The organism is Qipengyuania sp. CAU 1752 (assembly GCF_054482615.1).
In genome coordinates, this window is record NZ_JBTLRE010000001.1 from 1,245,943 (window position 1) to 1,261,052 (window position 15,110).

General features: G+C 59.9%; 16 protein-coding genes. 4 read left to right on the forward strand and 12 right to left on the reverse strand.

What is annotated here, in order from left to right; all coding sequences use genetic code 11:
- Positions 1–11: 11 nt before the first annotated feature.
- On the reverse strand, positions 12–1,553 hold the full coding sequence (locus tag ACXYL9_RS06140; RefSeq protein WP_459038701.1) for an HWE histidine kinase domain-containing protein: 1,542 nt from the start codon (positions 1,551–1,553) through the stop codon (positions 12–14).
- A gap of 551 nt (positions 1,554–2,104) precedes the next feature.
- On the opposite strand from ACXYL9_RS06140, the gene ACXYL9_RS06145 reads away from it, so the two are divergent.
- Both ACXYL9_RS06145 and ACXYL9_RS06150 read left to right on the forward strand, forming a co-directional pair.
- Complete coding sequence (locus ACXYL9_RS06145; RefSeq protein WP_459038702.1) at positions 2,105–2,725, forward strand: putative 2OG-Fe(II) oxygenase; 621 nt, start codon at positions 2,105–2,107, stop codon at positions 2,723–2,725.
- 279 nt (positions 2,726–3,004) lie between these two features.
- Complete coding sequence (locus ACXYL9_RS06150) at positions 3,005–3,781, forward strand: hypothetical protein (protein ID WP_459038703.1); 777 nt, start codon at positions 3,005–3,007, stop codon at positions 3,779–3,781.
- A 10-nt stretch (positions 3,782–3,791) separates the two neighbouring features.
- On the opposite strand, the gene ACXYL9_RS06155 is transcribed toward ACXYL9_RS06150, so the two are convergent.
- The 3 genes from ACXYL9_RS06155 to ACXYL9_RS06165 all read right to left on the reverse strand — a co-directional run bounded on the left by ACXYL9_RS06155 (position 3,792) and on the right by ACXYL9_RS06165 (position 7,802).
- Positions 3,792–4,334, reverse strand: a complete 543-nt coding sequence (locus ACXYL9_RS06155; protein WP_459038704.1) for a septal ring lytic transglycosylase RlpA family protein — start codon at positions 4,332–4,334, stop codon at positions 3,792–3,794.
- A gap of 903 nt (positions 4,335–5,237) precedes the next feature.
- Entirely contained in the window at positions 5,238–6,467 is a 1,230-nt protein-coding gene (locus tag ACXYL9_RS06160) for an argininosuccinate synthase (RefSeq protein ID WP_459038705.1), read from the reverse strand.
- A 75-nt stretch (positions 6,468–6,542) separates the two neighbouring features.
- Positions 6,543–7,802, reverse strand: a complete 1,260-nt coding sequence (locus tag ACXYL9_RS06165; protein ID WP_459038706.1) for a class I SAM-dependent methyltransferase — start codon at positions 7,800–7,802, stop codon at positions 6,543–6,545.
- Between the two features lie 80 nt (positions 7,803–7,882).
- On the opposite strand from ACXYL9_RS06165, the gene ACXYL9_RS06170 reads away from it, so the two are divergent.
- Complete coding sequence (locus tag ACXYL9_RS06170) at positions 7,883–8,323, forward strand: DUF1801 domain-containing protein (RefSeq protein WP_459038707.1); 441 nt, start codon at positions 7,883–7,885, stop codon at positions 8,321–8,323.
- 3 nt (positions 8,324–8,326) lie between these two features.
- Here the strand turns inward: ACXYL9_RS06170 and ACXYL9_RS06175 are convergent, their stop codons facing one another.
- The 6 genes from ACXYL9_RS06175 to rlmN all read right to left on the reverse strand — a co-directional run bounded on the left by ACXYL9_RS06175 (position 8,327) and on the right by rlmN (position 13,145).
- Positions 8,327–9,085 (reverse strand): molybdopterin-binding protein, encoded by a 759-nt coding sequence (locus ACXYL9_RS06175; protein WP_459038708.1) that lies wholly within the window; start codon positions 9,083–9,085, stop codon positions 8,327–8,329.
- Positions 9,078–9,770: a cytochrome b/b6 domain-containing protein gene (locus ACXYL9_RS06180; protein WP_459038709.1), complete on the reverse strand. Its 693-nt coding sequence runs from the start codon at positions 9,768–9,770 to the stop codon at positions 9,078–9,080. Before ACXYL9_RS06180 ends, ACXYL9_RS06175 begins: the two co-directional genes overlap by 8 nt.
- Positions 9,767–10,531, reverse strand: a complete 765-nt coding sequence (locus ACXYL9_RS06185) for an SDR family oxidoreductase (RefSeq protein ID WP_459038710.1) — start codon at positions 10,529–10,531, stop codon at positions 9,767–9,769. Before ACXYL9_RS06185 ends, ACXYL9_RS06180 begins: the two co-directional genes overlap by 4 nt.
- Before the next feature lie 63 nt (positions 10,532–10,594).
- Entirely contained in the window at positions 10,595–11,203 is a 609-nt protein-coding gene (locus ACXYL9_RS06190) for an MOSC domain-containing protein (protein WP_459038711.1), read from the reverse strand.
- A gap of 35 nt (positions 11,204–11,238) precedes the next feature.
- On the reverse strand, positions 11,239–11,841 hold the full coding sequence (locus ACXYL9_RS06195) for a class I SAM-dependent methyltransferase (RefSeq protein WP_459038712.1): 603 nt from the start codon (positions 11,839–11,841) through the stop codon (positions 11,239–11,241).
- Positions 11,842–11,897: 56 nt separating this feature from the next.
- Positions 11,898–13,145 (reverse strand): 23S rRNA (adenine(2503)-C(2))-methyltransferase RlmN, encoded by a 1,248-nt coding sequence (gene rlmN, locus ACXYL9_RS06200; RefSeq protein ID WP_459038713.1) that lies wholly within the window; start codon positions 13,143–13,145, stop codon positions 11,898–11,900.
- 252 nt (positions 13,146–13,397) lie between these two features.
- On the opposite strand from rlmN, the gene ACXYL9_RS06205 reads away from it, so the two are divergent.
- Positions 13,398–14,069 carry an outer membrane protein gene (locus ACXYL9_RS06205; protein ID WP_459038714.1) on the forward strand — a complete coding sequence of 224 codons (672 nt, stop codon included), beginning with the start codon at positions 13,398–13,400 and terminating at the stop codon, positions 14,067–14,069.
- 74 nt (positions 14,070–14,143) lie between these two features.
- Here ACXYL9_RS06205 and ACXYL9_RS06210 read toward each other — a convergent pair whose 3' ends face one another.
- Positions 14,144–14,638, reverse strand: a complete 495-nt coding sequence (locus tag ACXYL9_RS06210; protein WP_459038715.1) for an invasion associated locus B family protein — start codon at positions 14,636–14,638, stop codon at positions 14,144–14,146.
- Positions 14,631–15,110, reverse strand: a complete 480-nt coding sequence (locus ACXYL9_RS06215) for a GreA/GreB family elongation factor (protein ID WP_459038716.1) — start codon at positions 15,108–15,110, stop codon at positions 14,631–14,633. The genes ACXYL9_RS06210 and ACXYL9_RS06215 overlap by 8 nt, the downstream gene beginning before the upstream one ends.

The window sequence follows — 15,110 nt, forward strand, 5'->3', positions numbered from 1 at the left end:
CCCGGGCTGAGCTAGGTGCTGGAGGGGGTCGTCTTGGGGCTGGGGGTGACCATGCGGTAGTGGATGCCGCCCGGCTTGTAATCGACCTTCACCTGCGAGCCGTGCGCTTGCGACAGGCCGCGCTTGAGGAGGTTGGTGCCGAAACCGGTCTGCGTCGGCGGGCCATCCAGCTGGCAACCGTGTTCCTGCCATTCGAAGACGAATTCGCGCTCGGGCCCTTCGCCCTCGAAGCCCCAGGTGACCGAGATCGTCCCCCCCTCGCACGAAAGCGCGCCGTATTTGAGCGCGTTGGTGCACAGCTCGTGCAGCGTCAGCACACTGGTCTGCACTTCCGCCGCAGTGACGGGAATGTCGGGGCCGGACAGGGTGAAACTATCGCGGTGGCTGTCGAACCCCCTCAGCGCTGCCTCGATCACCTCGCGCAGGGTGGAATCGGTCCACTCGCCTCGCACCAGCAGGTCCTGCGCCCGCGCCATCGCCTGCAACCGGCTGTTAAAGGTATCCAGCCGGTTGTCCGGATCGGCAAGTCCGGAGAAGGTAATCCGGGCCATCGACTGGACCACCGCCAGCAGGTTCTTGTTGCGATGGTTGAGCTCGTGCAGCAGAACTTCGCGCTGCTCGCTGGTCTCGCTGCGTTCGATCACCCGGCCAAGCTGGCTGCCAAGTGCCTGCGCCAGAAGCAATTGTGATTCATCGGTGGCGGTGGGCGAGTTGGAGAAAAATTCGAGTACCGCGGTAATGCGCCCCTGGCTGCGCAGCGGAAAGCCGAACGCGCCGCGAAACTCGAACCCCTGGCGGATGAAATTGCCCTCGAGATTGATGTCGCTGAGCCAGACCGGGGCGCCGGTCTCCAGAACTTCTCCCGACAAGCCTTCACCCCGGCGAAATGTCAGCCCGTCGCTCGCCGCCATCATCTGCGCCGCGCAACCTTCGACTTCTTCGTGCCAGATCATCGAAGCATGCAACAGGTCGGGGTCCTTGCGATCAACCAGGAAAGCGTGACCAGCCTGCCATCCTGTCATCTCGCAAATCGTCTTGAGGACGGTGCGCATGGCATCTTCGAAAGAGTCGGCCTGGCCCGCTATCCGCGTAACTTCGAGCATGACCTCGTATTCACGCAACTTTCGGCGCAACAGGTCCTCGGCGTCGCGGCGCTGGCTAATATCGCGAAGGAAGCCGATGAAGAACTCGCGTCCAGTTCCGCGCGAAGTGGTGATCGATAATTCGACGGGGATCTTGCTGCCGTCCTTGCACAGGGCAGGAAGTTCTATTCTGCGATTGAGCACACGTGGTGCGCCACCCTGTCCCAGCCGTTCCATCCCGGCCATATGCGCTGCGCGATGTATCTCGGGCACAATGAGGTCGGCCAGCAGCTGGCCACAAGCCTCCTCGCTACTCCAGCCAAAGGTATCCTCGGCAACCCCGTTCCAGGCAACGACCCGCCCGTCCTTGGACAGGACAATGACCGCATCCAAGACGGTATCGAGAATGGGCTCCAGCATTTCAGGCAAGGAGGTAGACGCGACGCTCTGCATGCCGGCGTTCTTCCACATGTGCATCGCCCCGTCTAGCTATGTTGCGCTATGCGCAAGGCCAATATCGGGTCCTTTGACCCTTCCCTTTGCGTGGTCTGTTGTCGCGAACTATTTACTACAGCTCTTGGTTAACGCCACTCGAATAAATGTCGGTTTTATCCAATTCAAACATCTGTCTTCTCGATAATACATCCGCAGTGACGAGGGGGAATCGGGTGTCTATTTCGCAGATTTCGTGTCCAGTTTGCCGCAACGGACTGGCCATTGATGCCGGGCAGCTCGTCCGTGGCGAGCCTCTTCAGTGCCTGGGGTGTGATACCGAGATCGAGATTCGCCCGGGCGGGCGGACGCGCGCGACCATGGACGCCTTCGGCAAAGCGCTCGGAACGCTCGACGGTCGATCCAAGAAGATAGGTTAGCTTCGCCTGGCCGACAGGACTGGGCGACTGGCGGATGGCATTCGCAGATCGCGGTTGGCAAAGCAGAGAATGTCGGGTCCGGCCCCTTGCATCACGGCTCCACCGTCCCCTAAACCCGACCCTCAATAATGACCGGGGGGGTTATATCCGATGGCCAAGCGCGCTTTCGACGTGAAACCGCTGTTTGCGGAACCGTATTTCGTAATGAACATTGCCGATGCGATCTCGCCGGCACAGGTCAAGTTCATCCAGTCGCTGAAGATGAACAGCAACCAGGTGAATCAGATTTCCGACGAGCTTTATCTGTTTAACCAGCCCAAGCTCAAGAGCATCGCCGAGGCCGTTCAATCCGCTCTCGATACCTACGCTTCCGAAGTGCTGGGCATCACCCAAAAGCTGGAGGTCACGCAAAGCTGGGCGCTGATGAATCCGCCCGGAGTCGGCATGCATGGCCATACCCATTCGAACTCTATCGTTTCGGGATCGCTTTATTATACCGACATGCCCGACCCACCGGGCAACATGATCTTCGAGCGCCATAACAGCTACCGCCAGCTCGAATTCATTATCGATGGCCGCAAGCAGAATATCTACAACGCGCCGCGCAATGCAGTGGTGCCGAAGAAAGGCGACATCGTGTTATTTTCCAGTGGGTTGCAGCACTATGTGGAACCGAACAATTCGGGCCAGAACCGCTACGCGATCGCCTTCAATACTTTTGTGCGCGGGACGATTGGCAGTTTCAGGGATGTAAGCGAATTAAAGATTTAAAGCCTACGAAAAGAAAATAGTGAATTTTGTCGTAATTCTACAATGACGTCTCGAAATAGGTGCCTAGTAAGTCCCCGGTCGCGAGTCGAACTGGTGGGTTGGCTCGCAAATCCAGATGAAAAATCATCACGCGAGCCTTCTGTCCAGTAAACCGTAAGACAGGAGGAATATCATGAAAAAGATCATCACAGCACTCGCAGGAACCGCACTGTTGGCAGGCGGCAGACAACCAAGCTGTCGGCACGCTATTCGGGTATTACAGTAACCGCCAAGCGACGGGTGAGCAGCACTAATCCGGATATCAGCCCGTCAATCCTGCCCAGCCAGACACATAGAAACGAGCTATCGGTCGACCTGGACACCTTTACCCTCCTGCCGCTGGTGGCGATCGAGGACACAGGCTGGGCTTCGCTGGTGCCGAAAATGCTCACTCTGGAATTCAGCGACACCCGGTTGGACCGGTTTCGGGACGCGGGAATCGTGGAGGTGACCCGAACTGCGATAGGTGGACTCGCATATTGGACGACCCCGCTGGGTGATACGATTGTCAATTTTCGCAACGAGCGCGAATTTGCCAGCGGCCCCGGCTTTGCGCCGCAATCGGGAAGCGACAACTTCTTGCTGGTTTCGCACACCCTGCCGATTGGTGAATGGTCGATCGATCTCGATTACGTTGCCAGCCGCAACGCCACGCGGCGCAGTTCGCTGCTTTCGGATGGGTCGGACCTCGGATCCTACGGGATCAGCGCAAGGTATGCGCCTGAACACATGCCGCACGTGAAGCTGAGCCTGGGGCGCGACAATTTCAATGTGCTGGCAGCCGATGGAGACCTGCGACTTCGCGATCGATCACTGCGCGCCAAGGCAGATATCGACTTCTCTCCCTGGCTGCAGCGGAAACTACAGCGCGACGATATAGAGCTGGGTTACCAGTTCCAGTGGGACTTCGATAATAGCGCCTATGAACTCTACCTGCTCGACGAGATTATCGATACCGAGCTGAATTATGAGCAGTCACGCGGTTTCCTGTTCACGTTCGCGATGAAGCTGCCCTAGGGCAAGGGGCTCAGGAAACCACCTCGAGCTCAACGCGGCCGTGACCAGCGTTGACGAGACCGATTTCTTCCGCAGCAGCACGTGACAGGTCGATTGCGCGCCCGCCGCTATATGGGCCGCGATCGTTGATCCGCACCACCACTTCACGGCCATTGCGCGGATTGATCACCCGCACCTTGGTCCCGAACGGCAAGGTCTTGTGGGCAGCAGTCATGGCGCGCATGTCAAACCGCTCGCCACTGGCTGTGGGACGTCCGTGGAACCGCTTGCCGTAATAGGAAGCAACCCCAACGCCGAGCGATCGCACGGTGTCATGCTCGTCGAGTTCGGGCTCGAGCGGGGGATCGAAGCTTTCGAGGTCAACTACGCCGTGACCTGGAGAAGGCGCAGCGGGCAGGGCTTCGAACCGCTCGAAGCTCTGTTCGAATTCGGCTTCGGTAATGTCGCCGTCGAGCATCGACGGGGTCGAGGCCTGTGCGGGAAGAGCCGCTGCCATCACCAACGCCGCAGCCGTCAAGGCCCGCCAGCTGTCGTATCTGTCCCGTCTGATCATGGCAGGCCAGATAGGGCACGCACCTCAGGAGCGACAGGTTTGGGCAGACAACCCGTCGCAGCGAGGGGTCAGCCTACCTCGAATCGAGGCATTTTTGCGGCGAGCCGATCGCTAGTCGACAGCTTATGGGGAACCATTCCCGGTTTTTAACCACGATCTTGGGGGTGATGGGTCTTGCGACCCCAAGATATGCGATTGGCGATTCGGCCAGTAACGCATGTGAGATCGTCACCAGTCCGGGTCCGCAAAGCAAATGGGGCCGGCATTGCTGCCGACCCCACTCTCACCGTCGCGTGGTCTTCCGTCCGGTCCGCATCCGAAGATGCTTTCCTTGTGGTAGCACTTGGCAACCGATGTCTTTCCGCGTGCCCGAAGGCCCGCGTTCTGTCACCGGCGCTCGCGCCGGCATCCGGTTCCATCGTTGGAAGGCTCGCTTTTGCGAGTGGAAGCTCGCATCCGCAAACCTGCGGCTCCATCAATGGTCCCGAGGTCGGTTCCGCCCTTGGATGGTCGTTCCGTCCGGTTCTCTTTAACCCGAAGGTCTTCGATCCCCTTTCTTCCCGACCAGGCTTAACCGGCCGTGACAGCGAACTAACACATTCTGGTCATCGAGCAGTCTTGCGTCTGGCCGAAGCCTTCTTCAATCAACCCTCACAGAGCGCGTGGACAGTCGCTCTCACATCAATTGGTCTGGAAATTCTCAATTTTTTCAATCCCGAAGGACGAAAAACTCGAAACTTTCTTTCCCTTTCGATGTCTTGAGACTGCGCTCCGAATCCGATTCTCACAAGCTTGCCAAGACCGAGTTTTCCACTTTTCCCCGAATTGCTTGTGGAGAGCGGTGGAAAACTCAACGGCTGGCCGCAAAAGCTTAAATGAGGCTATGCAGGCAGTAGCCTGGCGCTAGCGATCTCGCTTGCCGAGCAGCTTCAACCGCAACGCGTTGAGGCGAATGAAGCCCTCCGCATCGCTCTGATCGTAGGCGCCGGCATCGTCTTCGAAGGTTACATGTGCTTCGGAATAGAGGCTATCCGCGGACTTGCGACCGACCACGTCGGCCCGACCCTTGTAGAGCTTGAGCCGCACCGTGCCGTTGACCTTCTCCTGGCTCAGATCGATCGCCGCCTGCAGCATCTCGCGCTCAGGGCTGAACCAGAAACCGTTATAGATGAGCTCGGCATAGCGCGGCATAAGTTCGTCCTTCAGATGCGCTGCACCCCGGTCGAGCGTTAGCTGTTCGATCCCGCGGTGCGCCTGGGCGTAAATCTCGCCGCCGGGCGTTTCGTACATGCCGCGGCTCTTCATCCCGACGAAACGGTTCTCCACCAGGTCGAGCCGGCCGATGCCGTGCTTGCGTCCCAACTCGTTGAGCGCCGTCAGTAACGCCGCCGGACTCAACGCTTCGCCATTCAACGCCGTACCGTCACCGCGCTCAAAATCGATCGTGATGTATTCGGGCGAATCTGGCGCATCCTCGGGGTCGACCGTGCGCGAATAGACGTAGGATGGCGTCTCTTCCCAGGGGTCTTCCAGCACCTTGCCCTCGGACGACGTGTGGAGAAGGTTGGCATCGGTCGAGAACGGGCTTTCGCCGCGTTTGTCTTTGGGCACCTGGATCTGGTGTTCTTCAGCCCAGGCGATCAGCGCGGTGCGGCTGGTGAGATCCCATTCGCGCCAGGGTGCGATCACCGTGATGTCGGGATCGAGCGCGTAGGCGCTCAGTTCGAACCTGACCTGGTCGTTGCCTTTGCCGGTGGCACCGTGGGCAATGGCATCCGCACCGGTTTCATGCGCGATCTCGACAAGGCGCTTCGAAATAAGCGGCCGGGCGATCGAGGTGCCGAGCAAATAGTCGCCTTCGTAGCGCGCGTTGGCGCGCATCATCGGGAAGACATAGTCGCGTACGAATTCCTCGCGCAGATCCTCGATGAAAATATGCTTGTCCGGAATGCCCATGGCCTGCGCCTTGACGCGTGCGGGCTCCAGTTCTTCGCCCTGGCCCAGATCGGCGGTGAAGGTAACGACTTCCAGCCCGCGCTCGATTTCGAGCCACTTGGCGATGACGGATGTGTCGAGGCCGCCCGAATAGGCGAGGACGACCTTCTTGATTTCGGGACGATGGGCTTCGGACATGGAGCGCTCCTTGATTGGCGCGCGGTTAGCAATGCGGGGGAAGAGGGGCAATCAAGTTCGGCTTTGCGCAGCCCATCATTCCTTCACAGTAGGCTGAATCAGGTCACGCTCTGTCTGCGCCATGTAATCACGCGTGAGGGACAAGGTGCGCCGCTGGCGGGCGAACTGGATCTGGTAATTGCACATCCCGCCATGCTCGAAAGCGGCGGTCGCGCCCGACAGGTAAAACGTCCACATGCGGAAGAAACGCTCGTCGTACATGGCGATGATCGCCTCGCGGTTCTCCATGCAACGGCGATACCACTCGCGCAGCGTATAGGCGTAATGCAGCCGCAGCATCTCGACGTCGGTCGCGATCAGGCGTACCTTTTCACTCGCGGCGACGGTCTCGCTCAGCGCCGGAATATATCCGCCTGGGAAGACGTATTTGCGCGTAAAGGCGTCGGTGGTGCCGGGCGAGCCCATGCGTCCGATCGTGTGGAGCAGCATCACCCCGTCGTCCTCAAGCATCCTGGCGCACGCATCGAAGAAGGTTTCGAATTGTGGCCGACCGACATGCTCGAACATGCCGACTGATACGATCCGGTCGAAACTGACCCCGGCTGTGGCGAGATCGCGATAGTCGACGAGCTCGATATCGACCCTGTCCGTGACGCCAGCCGCATCAACGCGCTGCCGTGCCAGCGCGACCTGTTCTTCGGATAGCGTTATCCCGCGCACGTGCACATCGAAATTCTGCGCGAGATAAATGGCCATGCCGCCCCATCCGCAACCGATGTCGAGGACGCGATTGCCTGGCTGGATTGCCAGTTTCGCGGCGATATGAGCCAACTTGGCCTCCTGCGCCTGACCCAGGGTCATATCGGGCGAGGGCCAGTACGCGCAGCTGTATTGCATGTGCTCTTCGTCGAGCATCAGGCGGTAGAGATCGTTGCCGATATCGTAGTGATGGGCGACATTACGCTGCGAGCGAACCCGGTTGTTCAGCTGTTCCAACGCGAAGGCAGCATTGTTCTTGAAGTTTTTGAGAAGTCCTGGTCGCCCAAAATCGCCACCCTTGTCCCAGGGACTGTTGGCACGCAGTAGGTCAACCAAGCCCATGATATCGCCGCGCTCGATGACGAGTTTTCCATCCATGAAAGCTTCGGCCGCGCCGATGCGCGGATCAAGCACGATGTCTCGTGCTGCCTTGCGATGGGTGAGGCGGATGGAAACCGCAGGGAAGCCCTCGGTCGGCGTACCATATCCGGTGGTGCTGCCATCAGCCCATGTCATCTCAAGCCGCCCACACTTGACCGAGGAGGCAAGAAAGCGATCAAGAAGAGCTTTGCTCATGGATACTGTTCCAATATTTGCCGCGCACCGGTTACACGTTGTAGCTTGCGCCATGTCAACCGTCGGCGACGGAGGGTGCGATGACCAAGGCGAAGACCAATATCACTAAGATAGACCCGGCAAAATTTATTGCCGCGGTCGAGCCTCCGCGAAAACGCGAAGAGGCAGGGCAACTTGATGCGATCTTCCGGCGCGTGACCGGGGAAGCGCCCCGGATGTGGGGCCCGTCGATCATTGGATATGGCCAGTATAGCACCACCTATGCCAGCGGCCGCGATGTGAACTGGATGCGCAGCGGGTTCAGCCCCCGCAAGGCGAAACATTCGCTTTATCTAATGGGCGGCTATTGCGATGAAATCGCGGCGAAGCGACGCGAGGCCCTGCTGGCCAAGCTGGGCAAATACAGCACGGGCAAGAGTTGCCTCTACATCAACAAGCTGGCGGATGTGGATCTCGATGTGCTTGAGCAAATGATCGCCGAAGACTGGGCGGCCATGCAGAAAATCTATCCCGAAGACTGAGCGCTAGATCCCGGCGTACCATTGGTAGCCCGCGCGATCTTCCCAATAACCGCCCTGGCCGCCACCGATATCGTTGAGCGAGGCCACAGCCTCTATCGCGGTGAGATATTTCGGATGCTTGTAGCCCAGTTGCCGTTCGACCCGCATGCGTAGCGGCGCCCCGTTGCGTACAGGCAGTGGCTCGCCGTTGAGCAAGTGTGCGACGATGGTCTGTGGGTGATAGGCATCGATCATGTCGATGCTTTCATAATAGACTCCGCCTGCCAGCGTGTCGGCGCAGCGAAAGACGATGTAGCGCGCGTCTTCACGCACACCCGCTGCGTCTAGTAGCAAGGAAAGCTGCGGGCCGGTCCATTGGCCGATCGCGCTCCATCCTTCGACGCAATCGTGGCGGGTAATTTGGGTCCGCTGGGGGAGGGCGCGAATATTGTCGAGCGTGAGGGTCAGGGGATATCTGACCAATCCCCGCACTTCGAGCCGCCAATCGGCAAAGTTTTCCGCCAAAGAAGCCTGGTAGGCGTCGCTCGAAGGATTGAGTGTGCCATTACCGCGGAAGAAAGGCGAAATGTCCGCCGGATTGTATTCGGGCGCAAGGGCGGTGCGACCGCCCAATAGCCGGTGCGCGCCTTCATGCCAGCGTTCGGCAGCGCCGAAGATCGATTTGCCGACCCGGCTTTCCGAAACCTTGCTGCAGCCCGCCGCGGTCAGGCCAAGCAGGCCAACGACAAACCCGCGGCGCTTCATGCCATTGCCGCTATTCATTATCGCGGCCTCCCGTGATCATGGCCTTCATCAGTTCGAACGGCTTGTGCGCGATCACGAGCAGGACATGAACGACGAGGAACCCCGCAATTGCCCATGCGAAAAGGAAATGCAGACTGCGCGCGCTTTGCCGTCCGCCGACCAGTTCGACGAACCAGCCCCATGCTGGCTCCAGCCCGGGGCTGATCGCCATGCCGGTGAAAACCATCATCGGCAGCAATACCCCCAGCACCAGGCCGTAAGCCAGGCGTTGCAGGAAATTATACTTGTCCTCGTCGTAGTCGAAATCGAACTTGAGGTGCCGCTGTACGTCGTCCCAAACGGCGCTAGGTTTCCATTCGCGGATGCGGGTCACCAGGTCGCGCTTGAAGTGTCGGTTAAGCAGCATGGCTACCCACATCGCCAGGAGAGCGACTGCGAAAATCCAAGCTGAAAGATTATGCCAATCGCGCGCCCCGGCAAGGTCGTAATGACCTGGAATGGTGGCCCAGTCAGGAAAACGCGGAACCGCCAGCCAGGCCTGCTCTGGCGCGAAGCCCCAATCGCCCCAGTAAAGGCGGCGGTGAGCATTGGAGATGTTCAGGCCCGACATGAAAAGGACCACCACGCAGGCCAGGTTGATCCAGTGCCACAGGCGGGTGATGAAGGCGTGTTTGGCGCGCTTGGGGGCGGGCCGATTACTCATGTCCGGGCGTTTTCGCGGGCGAGATAGATGACATCACGCGGTTGGTCGAGGAGGTGTTGGCCACTGTCGACAAACAGGGTCGTGCCGCTTTTCAAATGGCCCTCGGCGAGAAACAGCGCGGCCTTGCCGACTTCGTCAGCGCCGGTCTTGCGGCCGAGCAGGTTGAGCACGTGGCTGGCATCGGTCTCCGCTTCATCCTGATCATGGCTAGGAAGAATGGCTCCCGGCGCGATAGAATAGATTCGGTCGCGTGGGTCGACATGAGCCTTGGCCAACATACCCACAGCGCCATGAACGGCGTGCTTGCTCATGGTGTAGCTGAAGAAATCGGGGTTGGTGTTGGCGATCTTTTGGTCGGTCAACTGGATCACCCGCCGCCCGCCTTGGGTACGTGCCATGCTGAAGAATTTCTGCGCCATGAGAGCAGGTGCCTGGGCATTGATTGCCATCGCCCTGTCATACGTCGATCCGTCAATGCCGGTTACATCGTCCGGTTCGAAGATCGAGGCCGAATTCACGAGTACGCGCCAGTCCGGGAGCCGCGCGGCCAATTGCTCGACCATCGCCACAGCGCTGGCGCAGTCTGCCAGGTCGCACTGCACGGTCTCGGCGGAGGGAAGCGCGTCTGCGAGTGCCCGCGCTTGTTTGGCGCTATTGTGGAAGTGGATTACGACATGCCAGCCTGCATGGCCGAATGCGCTTGCGATTGAGGCGCCGATGCGCTTCGCAGCGCCGGTCACGAGTATAGCTGGACTGGTCACAGGACCGACTTTGGCCCCCTGATGCGCGCGGGTCAATTCCATCGCAGCAGGCACGAGATACGGCTAGTTCGACCCGGTTGCCAACCGCTTTTCGATATCGCGAACTAGCCGGTCGGAAATGCGCGGCAGTTGCGCCAATTCTTCCAGCTCACAATCCGGCGCGCGGGCCGCGCCATAGGTGGCCAGGAAGGCGCGCGCGATGCTCCATCGGGCATGAACACGCTCGACCAATTCGACCGTGTCGCCAGACCTGGCTGTTCCCGGTTCGAGCACGCGATAGAACCATCCCGTTCGCGCTGCGGCGACCAGCGATTTCACGATTCCACGCGCCTGCAGGTGCTGTTCGATCGTCGAGCAGGGCTGCCGGGGCTGGGTGATCTCGACGAGTGCGCTGCCGAGCCGAAAACGGTCCCCGATGCAGACGTCATGCTCGCTCACACCCGAGGTCGCGACGTTTTCGCCCATACTGCCATAGCTGCCAAGGCGGGGAAGGGGGCCGAAATGATGCCGCAACCAGTCGTAGGTTTCGTGCGGAAAGTGATGCAGCGCCATCGCCGGATAGCCATGATGCAGACGGTCGACCTGTTCGTCTGCCTCGATACCGTTTTCGGCAATCTGCACCGCTCCGGACAGGGGAGCCTTGGCAATACCGCTGCGTTTGCCATTTGGCATGGGCTTGCCAGCACCGGCACACAGGGCACTGAGTGTTATGCGCATGAAGATTTGCGGACTGTCAGGGCGATCCAGTCCCTCTGGGTCCCATCAGCGGCTTTGCCAGGATAGCTGACGGTGGTCTCGACGTCGAAACCTGCTGACAGATAAGTGTCTTGCAACCAGTCTGGCGACGGGAAATTGTGCAAGCGGCCGAGCAGATCGCGACCCTCTCCATCGCCCATTTTGTAGCTGGCAAAGTGCCAGCCTCCAGGCTTGAGAGCGCGGTTTATTGAACCGAGGATATCAGGCAGGTCGGCCTGCGCAGCGTGGAGCAGGCAGGCATGCGCCCACACCGCATCATATTGGTTTTCGGCGTCGAGCTGCTCGAACAGCATCACGCGTGCGTCAACGTCAAAGCGTTCGTTGGCCTTGGCAACCATCGCCGCCACGCCGTCGGTCGCATCGAGGTCGAAGCCTCGCTCGAGAATGCGCGCTGAATCGCGGCCGCCGCCGCAGCCGAGTTCGAGCACTTTCGCGCCAGGTTCCAGCCGATCGAGAAATGGATCGAGCCGCGCGCTCGGCCCCTGTCCGAAGCTCAGCGTGTAATGCGGCGCTTGCTGCTGGTAAAAGCGGATTGTCGCAAGATCGGCACTCAATCGGGTCAGTCCTTCCAAGCAGCGGCAATCCGACGCCGCCGTGCGCCTCTTCGCGACTAGACCGCGTTGGCCTCGGCCTCGGCTGCTTCGCGATCACGTTCGGCGCGGGTTTTCTTGTGAGCCGCTGTCTTCAACTGACCGCAGGCAGCGTCGATGTCGCGCCCGCGCGGCGTGCGGACTGGCGCACTGATGCCGCCTTCGAAGACGATGTTGGAAAAGCGCCTGATACGGTCCGGTGTCGAGCACTCGTAAACCGCGCCCGGCCAGGGGTTGAACGGGATCAGGTTCACCTTGGCCGGGAGGTTATATTCCTTCAGCAGGCGGACAAGTTCATGTGCATCCTCGTCGCTGTCGTTCTTGTCCTTGAGCATGACGTACTCGAAGGTAATGCGACGGGCGTTGCTTGCACCGGGATAGTCGGCACAAGCCTGCAGCAATTCCTCGATGCCAAACTTCTTGTTGATCGGCACGATCTCGTCGCGCACTTCCTTGGTCACGGCATGCAGGCTGACCGCCAGATTGACCCCGATTTCCTCACCGCAGCGTGCCATCATCGGCACCACGCCGCTGGTCGACAGCGTGATCCTGCGCCGCGACAGGGCCAGACCTTCGCCATCCATCACCAGACGCAAGGCATCGCGGACGTGATCGAAATTATACAGCGGCTCTCCCATGCCCATCATCACTATATTGGTCAGCAAGCGTCCGTCAGCGGAGTAATGGCCCACGTCCTCGCCATCGTCGAGCCCGTCCATCCGGCCCTTGGGCCATTCACCCAGCGCATCGCGAGCCAGCATGACCTGGCCGACGATCTCGCCAGGGGTAAGGTTGCGGACCAGCCGCATGGTCCCGGTGTGGCAGAAACGGCAGTTGAGCGTGCAACCGACCTGGCTCGAAACGCATAATGTGCCGCGATCGGCGTCGGGGATGAAAACCATCTCGAAATCGTGGCCATCATCGGTCTGCAGCAGCCATTTGCGGGTGCCGTCGGAAGAATGCTGTGCCTCAATGATGTTTGGCCGTCCGACCACAAAGCGTTCGGAGAGCCACGGACGCATGGTTTTGGCAATGTCGGTCATCGCGTCGAAATCGGTCACGCCGCGGTGATAGAGCCAGTGGTAGACCTGTTTGCTGCGCAGCTTGGCCTGGCGTGCATCCAGCCCGGCCTGTTCGAACAACTCGCAAATGCGAGGCCGGGGCAGTCCGAGCAGATCGATGCGGCCGTCGGTGCGCGGAGTGATCTCGCGTGCAACGGGAACGGGATCCACCTGTCCGGGGATCGACATGAGAGGCGTTTCGGTCATGGAGACGGCGCATATAGGGGCTTCCGGACGCGGAATCCAGCGAGCGCTGAAGGCGGACGAAGGGGTGACGTCATGACGTCGGCCACGGTTCCAGATTTTCATCGTAATCCCCACTCGCTTCGTCGCAACATTGTTACTCAAAAGTAACAGTTTATTGTTGTGTCAGGTTCATGAAACAAGTCGGCTGGCCACCCATTGAAGGGGTCTACGCAGGGCAACAGCCCGCGTCGAAACCGAAAAATGGAGTTTATAATGAACAAGACAGTCGCAACTCTCCTCGCAGGAACCATGATCGCTGCCACCAGCCCGGCATTTGCTCAGACGGTCGAGAATGAATCACCCTTCACCGGGGCCCGTGCCCAGGCTGTCGGCGGCTACGATTCGCTCAAGGCCGGCAGCAGCGTCGATGATGACGGCAATGACAATAATGACCAGTCGGCCGAAGGCGCGGTCTATGGGGCAGCAATCGGCTATGACGTCGATCTCGGCGCAGTGGTGATCGGCCCGGTAGCAGAGTTTTCCTGGTCAAGTGCCAACACCGAATTCAACAACGGTGATTTCGAAGGCTTCGGCTTTGGCAATGTCGATGCCGGCCGTGACCTTTATCTCGGTGCCCGGATTGGTGCCAAGGTCGGCGACCGGGCGCTCGCCTACGTCAAGGGCGGCTACACCAATGCCAAGCTTGATATTCGTTCCAACGACGGCACGCGTGAATTCAACTCGGATTATGACCTCGATGGCTATCGTGTCGGTGGCGGCGTGGAATATGCGATCAACCAGAACATGTTTGTGAACGCCGAATACCGCTACTCGAATTACTCCGAGGCCGAAGTCGATTTCGACGGCACGCTGCCCGACAGCGACCGTTTCAATGTCGACCTCGACCGGCACCAGGTGACGGTCGGTCTCGGCGTGCGGTTCTGATCGCACCAGCCTTGACGAAAATGCGAACGGCCGGGAGCAATCCCGGCCGTTTTCGTATGCGCAGATTGGTTAACCTAGCGGCGCGCGCAACCTATCGTGGCGGCATCCATCGCGGTGGCGGCGCCTGATAAATTGTAGCGATCGGAAAAGCGGCGCCCGCGCTTGTCCGACGCCGAAATGACCATGCGGGTTCCGGAGCGTATAGCGGCGACTATGGCAGCATCCATCGTCCTGTCTCGCGCCCATGCATCTCCACCACCACCTGCCAGTTCGAACACGCGGTCACCGACAACCAGACGGATGTTCCGGTCAGCGGCAATCTCGCGCGAAAGGCGGAAATGCACTTGTCCGCGAACATTGCGTTGCGGCCAGGTGCCGATGGCGGCGAAAGGTGCATAGTCGCGGCTGAGGCGGCTTGGGGCAGGCTTGGCAATGGCATAGCAACGCGGCGTTTGGGGATCGCGAAACGCGCCCCAATCCTCGAAAATACCAAGTGAATCCTTCGCCCCAGCGGGTATCGCCGATACCAGCAGGCCAAGGGCGCAAAGACGGGCGAGGTTGCTAGTCATAGGCGATCTGCATGATCTCCCATTCCTTTGCTCCCGAGGGAAGGGCAACGAGCCGCAAATCCCCAACCTGTGCGCCTCTCAAAGCCTGCGCCATCGGGCTCGACCAGCCGATCCGTCCACAACCGGCCTCCTGCTCGTCGTCCCCCACGAGTGTTACCGTCTTGCGAGCATCATCCTCGTCCGCGAGCGTGACGCAAGCACCGAAAAAGACGCGCGAGCGATCCCGTTGTTCGGCCGGGTCGACGACGCGGGCATTCTTCATTCGCCGCGCCAAATGGCCCAGTTCGCGGTCGATTTCGCGCATGCGCTTGCGACCGTAGATATAGTCGCCGTTCTCGCTACGATCGCCATTACCGGCGGCCCAGCTGACAATCTCCACGATCTCGGGCCGTTCTGTGCCCAGCAAATGGTCATAACGCGCCTTCATTGCGGCGTAGCCGGCCGGGGTAATCGGATAGGAGGGCGTGGTCAT